General features: G+C 72.4%; 10 protein-coding genes. 8 read left to right on the top strand and 2 right to left on the bottom strand.

Annotated features, from left to right (window positions below; genetic code table 11):
• From MET9862_RS27245 to MET9862_RS27260, 4 genes are all read left to right on the top strand, one after another.
• On the top strand, positions 1-275 hold a 275-nt coding region (locus MET9862_RS27245; RefSeq protein ID WP_142586056.1), incomplete at its 5' end, for a peptidoglycan-binding domain-containing protein.
• Positions 276-418: 143 nt separating this feature from the next.
• The gene (oxlT, locus tag MET9862_RS27250) at positions 419-1705 is read left to right on the top strand and encodes an oxalate/formate MFS antiporter (RefSeq protein ID WP_142586057.1); all 1287 of its coding nucleotides are present in this window, start codon (positions 419-421) and stop codon (positions 1703-1705) included.
• An 82-nt stretch (positions 1706-1787) separates the two neighbouring features.
• Positions 1788-1982: a hypothetical protein gene (locus tag MET9862_RS27255; RefSeq protein ID WP_142586058.1), complete on the top strand. Its 195-nt coding sequence runs from the start codon at positions 1788-1790 to the stop codon at positions 1980-1982.
• Between the two features lie 300 nt (positions 1983-2282).
• The gene (locus tag MET9862_RS27260) at positions 2283-2645 is read left to right on the top strand and encodes a hypothetical protein (protein WP_142586059.1); all 363 of its coding nucleotides are present in this window, start codon (positions 2283-2285) and stop codon (positions 2643-2645) included.
• Between the two features lie 110 nt (positions 2646-2755).
• Here MET9862_RS27260 and MET9862_RS27265 read toward each other — a convergent pair whose 3' ends face one another.
• Positions 2756-3817, bottom strand: a complete 1062-nt coding sequence (locus MET9862_RS27265) for a substrate-binding domain-containing protein (protein WP_185157026.1) — start codon at positions 3815-3817, stop codon at positions 2756-2758.
• A gap of 104 nt (positions 3818-3921) precedes the next feature.
• Here MET9862_RS27265 and MET9862_RS27270 point away from each other — a divergent pair, with 104 nt between their 5' ends.
• The 3 genes from MET9862_RS27270 to MET9862_RS27280 all read left to right on the top strand — a co-directional run bounded on the left by MET9862_RS27270 (position 3922) and on the right by MET9862_RS27280 (position 6919).
• Entirely contained in the window at positions 3922-4653 is a 732-nt protein-coding gene (locus MET9862_RS27270; protein ID WP_142586061.1) for a recombinase family protein, read from the top strand.
• Positions 4654-4775: 122 nt separating this feature from the next.
• On the top strand, positions 4776-4970 hold the full coding sequence (locus tag MET9862_RS27275) for a hypothetical protein (protein WP_142586062.1): 195 nt from the start codon (positions 4776-4778) through the stop codon (positions 4968-4970).
• Between the two features lie 632 nt (positions 4971-5602).
• A complete protein-coding gene (locus MET9862_RS27280; protein WP_142586063.1) occupies positions 5603-6919 on the top strand; it encodes an MFS transporter in 1317 nt (438 codons plus the stop codon).
• A 23-nt stretch (positions 6920-6942) separates the two neighbouring features.
• Here MET9862_RS27280 and MET9862_RS27285 read toward each other — a convergent pair whose 3' ends face one another.
• Positions 6943-7254 (bottom strand): hypothetical protein, encoded by a 312-nt coding sequence (locus MET9862_RS27285; RefSeq protein ID WP_142586064.1) that lies wholly within the window; start codon positions 7252-7254, stop codon positions 6943-6945.
• A 402-nt stretch (positions 7255-7656) separates the two neighbouring features.
• Between MET9862_RS27285 and MET9862_RS27290 the strand changes: the two genes are divergently transcribed.
• On the top strand, positions 7657-8264 hold a 608-nt coding region (locus MET9862_RS27290; protein ID WP_142586065.1), incomplete at its 3' end, for an SWIM zinc finger family protein.

Here is an 8264-nt window from a genome sequence, read left to right on the forward strand (position 1 = left end):
TGCGCGGCGAGCCGGGCCTCGCCCGCGACTGGCCGCGCGCCGACCGCGTGCTGACGACGCCCGAGCGCCGCGAAGTGCAGGCGCTGCTGGCAGGCCGCGGCCACCCGGTCGGCGCCGTCGACGGCAAGGTCGGCCCGCGCACCCGCGCGGCGATCCGCGCCTATCAGGCCGCCACCGGGCTGCCACCGGACGGCTACGCCGATGCTGCCCTGCTGGAGCATCTGCGCGCGGCACCCTCCGCGGCCCCCTTGGCCACGCCCTCGACCGTCCCCTGAGCCGGACAGGACTCGCAGGCCGTTACGAGCGAGCACGCGATTTAATCCGTGGTATATTGCACACCTAGAAATTTTTTGCATGATGGCGGCGACTCGGCGGGCAAGCCGGGCCTTCGAAAAAGCCTTCAAGCAAGGATGCAGGGATGGAACGCCACGACCCGCCTGCCGCCAAGTGGTGGCAACTCGCCTTCGGAATTCTCTGCATGGCGATGATCGCCAACCTGCAGTACGGCTGGACGCTCTTCGTTGATCCGATCGACGCCCGCCACCATTGGGGCCGCGCGGCGATCCAGTTCGCCTTCACGCTGTTCGTCGCCACGGAAACCTGGCTCGTGCCGGTCGAGGCTTGGTTCGTGGACCGCTACGGCCCGCGGATCGTGGTCTGCTTCGGTGGCGTGATGATCGCGCTCGCCTGGGTGCTCAACGCCTACGCCGACAGCCTCGGCCTGCTCTACGCCGCGGCCGTGATCGGCGGCATCGGCGCGGGCTCGGTCTACGGCACCTGCGTCGGCAACGCGCTCAAGTGGTTCCCGGACCGCCGCGGCCTGGCCGCCGGCGCCACCGCGGCGGGCTTCGGCGCGGGCGCGGCCATCACGGTGGTGCCGATCGCCAAGATGATCGCCACCAGCGGCTACGAGACCGCCTTCCTGTATTTCGGCCTCGGCCAGGGCGCGGTCGTGGTGCTGATGTCCCTCCTGCTGCGCAAGCCCGGCATCTCCGCGCCGATCAAGCGCAAGGTGCTGAACCTGCCCCAGTCCAAGGTCGACCGCACCCCGCGCGAGGCGGTGCGCACCCCGGTCTTCTGGGTGATGTACGCGATGTTCGTGATGGTCGCCTCGGGCGGCCTGATGGCGGCGGCGCAGATCGCCCCGATCGCCCACGACTTCAAGGTGGCCGACGTGCCGGTCTCGCTGTTCGGCCTGCAGATGGCGGCGCTGACGCTGGCGATCTCGCTGGACCGCATCTTCGACGGGTTCGGGCGGCCGTTCTTCGGCTTCGTCTCGGACAAGATCGGGCGCGAGAAGACGATGTTCATCGCCTTCAGCACGGCGGCCTTCGCCGTGATCCTGCTGCTCGGCTACGGCCGCAACCCGATCGTCTTCGTGCTCGCCACGGCGATCTATTTCGGGGTGTTCGGCGAGATCTACTCGCTGTTCCCGGCGACCTGCGGCGACACGTTCGGCTCGAAGTTCGCGGCGAGCAATGCCGGGCTCCTCTACACCGCCAAGGGCACGGCCGCGATGCTGGTGCCGCTCGGCAGCATGGTCTCGGCCGCCTATGGCTGGACCGCGGTGTTCGGGCTGATCATCGGCCTCAACGTCACCGCCGCCGCGCTCGCGATGTTCGTGCTGCGCCCGATGCGCCTGCGCTACCTCTCGGGGGGCGACCAGCCCGAGGCGCTCGTCGCCCGCCCGGCCGGCATCGCCTGAGACGGCCGCCTCCCGGTCCCTCCGGCCCCCTCGCGGCGGCGCCCTCCCCGGCGCCGCCGTTCTCGTCTTCGCGAGGCCGTCCATGAACATTGCCGCCGCGCTGGCCCTGCAGAGCATCCCCTTCGCAGGGTTGGCGATCGCCGTCAGCGAACGGCGCGAGATCCTCCTCGTCTCCTATGTCAGCGCCCTCGGGATCCTGCTCTCGGTCATCGCCATGATCGACGACTATCACGGCTTCTCGCAGGTCTTCGGCCTGGCGGCGGACGCGCTGCAGTAAGGGCTCCTTCGAGGCCCCGCGCCTCGTGCCGGACGTCTCGGCAGGAGGCCGAGGCGGGCACGGACCATCCGGGACCGGCTTCGCGGCGCTTCCGATCGCCGGACGGCCGCCATACGATTGCGCTACCCCTGCCGAACGGCCCCGCTCTGACACGGTCGGCACAGCCGTTTCGGCAACCACAGGCAGTCCTCGGCGGCCTCCGTCCCGGGGCGGGACGATCTCAGGCTGATTTCGGCGTGCTCCGCCTGGCACAAGCTTGGCACTTCGGAACCCATCATCCGGCCTGTCCGAGGTTGCCCCGTGCAGTCGATTCCCCTCGCCCCAGCGACCGTCCCCGACCCGCTGCGGGGCCCTGAGCCGTTCGCGGCGCGGTTCGACCGGATGCGGCGCGGGACGGGCCGTCGGCGCCGGGCATCCGAGGCGCCCCGGGGCGGTCTGCGCCTCGGCTGGAAGACCTGGCTCGCGATCGACGCGTCCTGCCACGCCCTGTTCCTCACGGCGATCGTGGTCTGGCCGCCGCTCAGCGCCTGCCGGGCAAAGGCCTATCAGGTCGGCCTCTATGCCGGCGACACGGTCGAGAAATGCACCCGCCGCGGTGTGGCCGAGCGCCTCGACCGGGCGGACCAGCGCATCAAGATGCTGATCCGCGGTTCGGGCCGCTGAGACCGCGTCGCGCTGTTTGGACCGGGCGCGGCCTCAGAGTCCGTTGGAGCGCGACAGGCTGATCTTGATGTGGAGGGGCCCGCTGATCCCTCCCGCGCTCTCACGGCCGGTCAAAAACCTGCTGCGACAGGCTCTCCGACGCCGCCCGGCTCCGCGCCCGGAGGCCGGTAGCCGGTGCTGCGGCCGGCGCGCCGCGTCAGGTCGGCCGCGAGGTCGTCGAGGATCTCGGCTCCGAGGGAGCGGTTCGCGGCCAGATAATAGACCTCCCAGCCGACCGGCAGGAAGGCGAGGCCCAGGCGCTCGGCGGCGGCGCGCGCCCCGAGCCCGGCATCTGCCTCGCCGCAGGCGATCACCGCCGCCACGGCCTGATGCGTGAATTCCTCGACGCCGTAGCCCCGGATCGCGGCCGGCGGGATGGCGGCTGCCGCGAGCAGCCGGTCGAACCACAGGCGCGTACCGGAGCCCTTCTGCCGATTGACGTAGCGCGCGCGGCCCGAGGCGAGATCGGCGATGCCGTGGATGTTCAAGGGGTTGCCCGGCGCGAGGAGCAGGCCCTGCTCGCGCTCGAAGACCGGGCGCAGGAGGAGCCCGTCGCTCGCCCAGACCGTCGAGAAGGGCGGCCCGGCCGCCTCCGGGGCGAGCGCGCCGCAATGGAAGCCCGCGATGTCCGCCTGGCCGGCCAGCACCTGCCGCACGGCCTCGCTGCTGCCGAGCACGCTCAGCTCGCAGCCGGCCCGCCCCGCGACGGTCTCGACCAGGAGCGGATCGTGGCTCCCGGCGACCCGGAGCAGGGCCGTCTCCCCGCTCACCAGGCGCGTCAGCCGGTGCTCGAGGGCGCGCGCCTCGCGGCCGAGGGCGGCGTCGAGGCTGCGCTGGGCCTCGGCCAGGGCGTCGGCCAGGGCCCGGCCCGCCTCGGTCAGGGCGCTGCCATGGCCTCGGACCTTGCGCACCAGCGGCTGGCCGAGGGTCGCCTCGAAGGCCTGAAGGCGCGCCCAGGCCGTGCGGTAGGACAGGCCGAGCGCGTCGGCGAGCCCCTGGACCGAGCCCGTCCGCTCGATCGCCGCGAGAGTCGCCATCAGGTCCGGCAGGTCGAGCCGCCCCGCGCCGATCCCGACGCTGCCACCGAGGCCGAGCGCGACCCGGACCGCGCGCTCATCGGCAACAGGATTCATATTGAAGCGCTCGAAACCGTCATTCAAAACGAAACTCGCAGACCGAAGGAGGAGCGGCAAGCCCGGCGCGCCGCGGCGAGCCGGGCGCACGCAGCGCGACGCGTATGGCCCAGGTTCAGTACGTCTCCTATATCGACCTCGACGTGGCCGATGGCGCGGCCCTCGCCGACGAGCTGGCGGACCAGCGCGCGGCCGCTGCCGCCCATCTCGCCCGCTGCCACGGTCGCGAGGTCGCGGAACTCCGGGAGATCCGGCTCGGCGGGTTCGAGCCGGCGCGGACCGAGCTGCGCAAGGCGCTGGACCTGTGCCAGCGCCATGGGGCGACGCTCCTCGTGGCGAAGCTGGAGCGGCTGGCCCGGGATCCCGCCTTCCTCGCGGATCTGCGCCGCGACCTCCTGCGCCGCGGCCTGCGCTTCGTTGCGGCGGACATGCCGGAGGCGAGCGAGGTCACCGTCGGTATCATGGCCGCCCTCGCCGCGGTCGAGGACGCGCCCGCCGCGAGCGCCGAGCGTCTCGTGCGCAAGCGGGACTATTTCGCCCGCCTCATCGACCGGCAGAGCCGGGATGCCGCGAAGCGCCGGGAGGCCCGCGGCCGCGCGGGACCCCTCGTCCCCGCCGTGGCCCGGACTCCGCACAGCCGGCCCTCCATGCGGCGGACGCTGGAGCGCGCGCTCAGCGTAGCCCCGGTTCTGGCGGAGATCCGGGCCGCGGGCGCCACCACGTTCGAGGAGGTGGCGCATGCCCTGAACGAACTCGGCGTCCCGAGCGCGCGGGGTGACCGCTGGTACCCGTCCCAGGTCCGACAGGTGGAGAAACGGATCGCCTCCGTCGGCTGAGCGAAGCCCGGATCCGCCCTGTTTCGGACGGGATCCGGGGCGCGGCGGTGCGGCTCACGGTTTCCGCGGCCCGGCGAGACCGTGACCCCGACCGTGTCGCCGGGCCCGGTTCCACTGCTGCGATGCCAGAGCCTCACGACCCGGCAGAGCGAAGCCCCTTCACCCTGACGGTCTCGCCGGCCTTCCGCCCGGCCGGCTGGTATTCCTGGCTGATCTGCCGGGACGGGCGCCCCTATCAGCGCGGCGAGCGTTCCTTTCCCACCGAGCAGAAAGCCCGCGCCGACGGCGCCGCCGCGATCGAGCGGCTGCTGCGCTAGAGCGCTCTCCGCCGAAGTGGATACCGGTTCGGCGAAAGAGAGCGCGTAAAAGCAATGACTTAGAGCTGTTCCCGGTTGCGGCGCGATCGGGAACAGCTCTAACGCGCTCTCCGCCGAAGTGGATACCGGTTCGGCGAAAGAGAGCGCGTAAAAGCAATGACTTAGAGCTGTTCCCGGTTGCGGCGCGATCGGGAACAGCTCTAACGCGCTCTCCGCCGAAGTGGATACCGGTTCGGCGAAAGAGAGCGCGTAAAAGCAATGACTTAGAGCTGTTCCCGGTTGCGGCGCGATCGGGAACAGCTCTAACGCGCTCTCCGCCGAAGTGGATACCGGTTCGGCGAAAGAGAGCGCGTAAAAGCAATGACTTAGAGCTGTTCCCGGTTGCGGCGCGATCGGGAACAGCTCTAACGCGCTCTCCGCCGAAGTGGATACCGGTTCGGCGAAGGAGAGCGCGTCAAACGACGCCTCCCGGTCCACGGGTCCGATCCGCGCTCTTTTGCGGGGCCGGCCGGATCGAGCGTTCCCGCGGCCGTCGGTTCCCGCTAAAGCAGCCGCGCTTACCCGTGCCGCCGGATCGCCGGTGCGCGCGGCGGAGGGCAGAGCGCAGCAAGGGCACGGCGAAGGGGCACGGCATGGCGGGCGTGGCGACCTCCCTGGACGCGGCCCTCACCGCGATCGGGGTCGGCCGGTTCCAGCACCGGCTCCTCGGGATCTTCGGTCTGGTCTGGGCGGCGGACGCGATGCAGGTGCTGGCGATCGGCTTCGCCGCGCCGACGCTGGCCGCGGAGTTCGGGATCCCGGTCGCGCAGGCGGTGCAGGTCGGCACGGCCTTCTTCTTCGGCATGATGCTCGGCGCCTGGGGCTTCGGGCGCCTCGCCGACCGCTACGGCCGGCGCAGGATCCTGATCGTCACGGTGCTGGCGGACGCCATCTTCGGCCTGCTCTCGGCGGCGGCGCCGGGACTCGCGAGCCTCGTCGCCCTGCGCTTCCTCACCGGCGTCGCGGTCGGGGGCACCCTCCCGGTCGACTACGCGGCGATGGCCGAGTTCCTGCCCGCCGACCGGCGCGGGCGCTGGCTCGTCGTCCTCGAAGGATTCTGGGCGGCGGGGACGCTCGCCCTGGCGCTCGCGAGCCTCGCGGCGGCGGCCTGGGCCGGTCCGGCCGCGTGGCGCTGGATCTTCGCGGCCACCGCTGCGCCGGCCCTCGTCGGCGTGACCCTGCGGCTCTGGGTGCCGGAGACGCCCTACCATCTCTGGCGCACCGGCCGGCTCGGCGAGGCGGAGGCGGTGCTCGCCCGCATGGCGGCGGTGAACGGGCGCCCCTTCGCGGCGCGGCTCGCCGCCGATCCGGGCAGCGGCCCGAGGCGGGGAAGCCTGTTCGGGCCAGGGCTGCGGCGGACCTCGGCCCTGGTCCTGTCCGCCTGGCTCTTGGTGGCGATGGCCTATTACGGGCTGTTCGTCTGGCTGCCGGCGCAGCTCTCCGCCGCGGGTCTCGGCTTCCTGCGGGGCCAGGGCTTCCTGGTGCTCGTGGCCCTGGCGCAGATCCCCGGCTACGCGCTCGCGGCCTACGGCGTCGAGCGCTGGGGGCGCAGGCCCACGCTGATCGGCTTCCTGCTCGGGGCGGCCGGCGGCTGCTTCCTCTACGTGGCGACCGCCGATCCCCTGGTGATCTCGGCGGCGACGCTCGTCATGAGCTTCGCCATGCTGGGCGCCTGGGGCGCGCTCTACGCCTTCACGCCCGAACTCTACCCGACCGGCCTGCGGGCGAGCGGCATGGGCGCGGCGGGGGCGCTCGCCCGCCTCGGGGCGCTGCTCGCGCCCTCCGGCATCGGCCTCGTCGTCGCTGCGAGCTTCGAGGCGGCGATCGCGCTGTTCGCCGTCCTCCTGGTGCTCGCGGCCGCGGCCATCCTGGCGATCCGCGCGGAGACGCGGGGAGCGCCCCTGACCTGATGCGCGCCCTTGGCCCGGGTCGCTCAGCAGCTCAGGCGGCGGCCCTCACGGCGACCGAAGGTCCGGTAATGGGCGAGGCCGGATTCCATCTGGCCGTTGACGATGGCGCGACGCACGTCGGGATTGCAGCGCAGGTACTCGCGCTCGTCGAAGGCGTAGTCGCCGCGGTTCCGGTAGCGCGGACGATCCTCGTCGTCGTCGCGGCGGCGGTAGTCGCGGTAGTCGCCACGGTCCCGATAGCCGTAATCGCGTTCGCCGTAATACTGGGCCGAGGCGGGGCTGAGCGCGCCCGCCAGGGCCAAGCCGAGCGCCGCGATTCTGGTGAGGGTCTTCATCGTCGGATTTCCTTCCGTTCCGGGCGGTAACATGCCGCGCGGGCCGCGCTTCGCAAGGGGGTAGCGGCAGGGGATTGGCAAGGGGATTGGCAAGGGGAAATGGCGCGCCGGCCGGGGGCGGCCCGGTCCCGGAGCCGCGACCGGGCCGCGCGGTCTTGCCGTCGGTCGGACCAAGCTCTCATCGGTATCCGTTCGGGATCTGCGGCCAGATCCGCCCGGCCGGTGCGGTGGAGCCGCGTCGCAGCGCCGGGACGGACCATCTGGATATGTCCTCGACCTGAGGAAGATCCGGCCGTCGTGCGGCAATAGGGATCATGACGGCGGATCGATGCTTCCAAGAGCGGGGCAGATCTTCTAAACCCTCCCATCGAGAGCCGAATCAGGAGCCCAGCGTCCCCCCGCATGAGCCTGACCGCAGCCCAGATCCTCGATCTCGCGCCGGACGCGTCGAGCCGCAAGGCCGGCCAGGACCAGGCGAAGCCGGCGAAATGGGCGGGGCTCGGGCGCAGCGGCCCGGTGATCTGGGGCGAGATCAAGGGCAGCGGGGCCGCGCCCTACCGCACGGTCGCGGATCTGTCCGGGCCGGCCTCGAAATGCACCTGCCCGAGCCGGAAGTTCCCCTGCAAGCACGCCCTCGGGCTGATGCTGGTCGATGCCGCTGCGCCCCTCCCCGAGGCCGAGCCGCCGGACTGGGTCGCGGCCTGGGCGAAGGGCCGGGCGAGCCGGAGTGCCGCGGCCGAGACGAAGGCCCGCGAGCCGGCCAAGCCCATCGACGAGAAGGCCCAGGCCAGGCGCCGGCAGGCGCGGGAGGAGCGCGTCGCGGCGGCCCTCGACGAACTCGACCTCTGGCTGCGCGACCTGATGCGGCGCGGCCTCGCGAGCGTCCGGGGCGAGCCCTACGCCTTCTGGGACCGCATGGCCGGCCGCCTCGTGGACGGGCAGGCCCCGGGCCTCGCCCGCCGGGTCCGCGCCCTGCCCGGCCTCGTCGCCGCGGGCGCCCGGCCGGGTGC

This window comes from Methylobacterium symbioticum (genome assembly GCF_902141845.1).
Classification (GTDB): Bacteria; Pseudomonadota; Alphaproteobacteria; order Rhizobiales; family Beijerinckiaceae; genus Methylobacterium; species Methylobacterium symbioticum.

Excerpts from the sequence above, each read along its gene's own strand:
- MET9862_RS27280 (WP_142586063.1), top strand. The coding sequence starts at position 5,603 with ATGGCGGGCGTGGCGACCTCCCTGGACGCGGCCCTCACCGCGATCGGG.
- MET9862_RS27265 (WP_185157026.1), bottom strand. The coding sequence starts at position 3,817 with ATGAATCCTGTTGCCGATGAGCGCGCGGTCCGGGTCGCGCTCGGCCTC.
- MET9862_RS27275 (WP_142586062.1), top strand. The coding sequence starts at position 4,776 with ATGCCAGAGCCTCACGACCCGGCAGAGCGAAGCCCCTTCACCCTGACG.
- oxlT (WP_142586057.1), top strand. The coding sequence starts at position 419 with ATGGAACGCCACGACCCGCCTGCCGCCAAGTGGTGGCAACTCGCCTTC.
- MET9862_RS27255 (WP_142586058.1), top strand. The coding sequence starts at position 1,788 with ATGAACATTGCCGCCGCGCTGGCCCTGCAGAGCATCCCCTTCGCAGGG.
- MET9862_RS27285 (WP_142586064.1), bottom strand. The coding sequence starts at position 7,254 with ATGAAGACCCTCACCAGAATCGCGGCGCTCGGCTTGGCCCTGGCGGGC.
- MET9862_RS27270 (WP_142586061.1), top strand. The coding sequence starts at position 3,922 with ATGGCCCAGGTTCAGTACGTCTCCTATATCGACCTCGACGTGGCCGAT.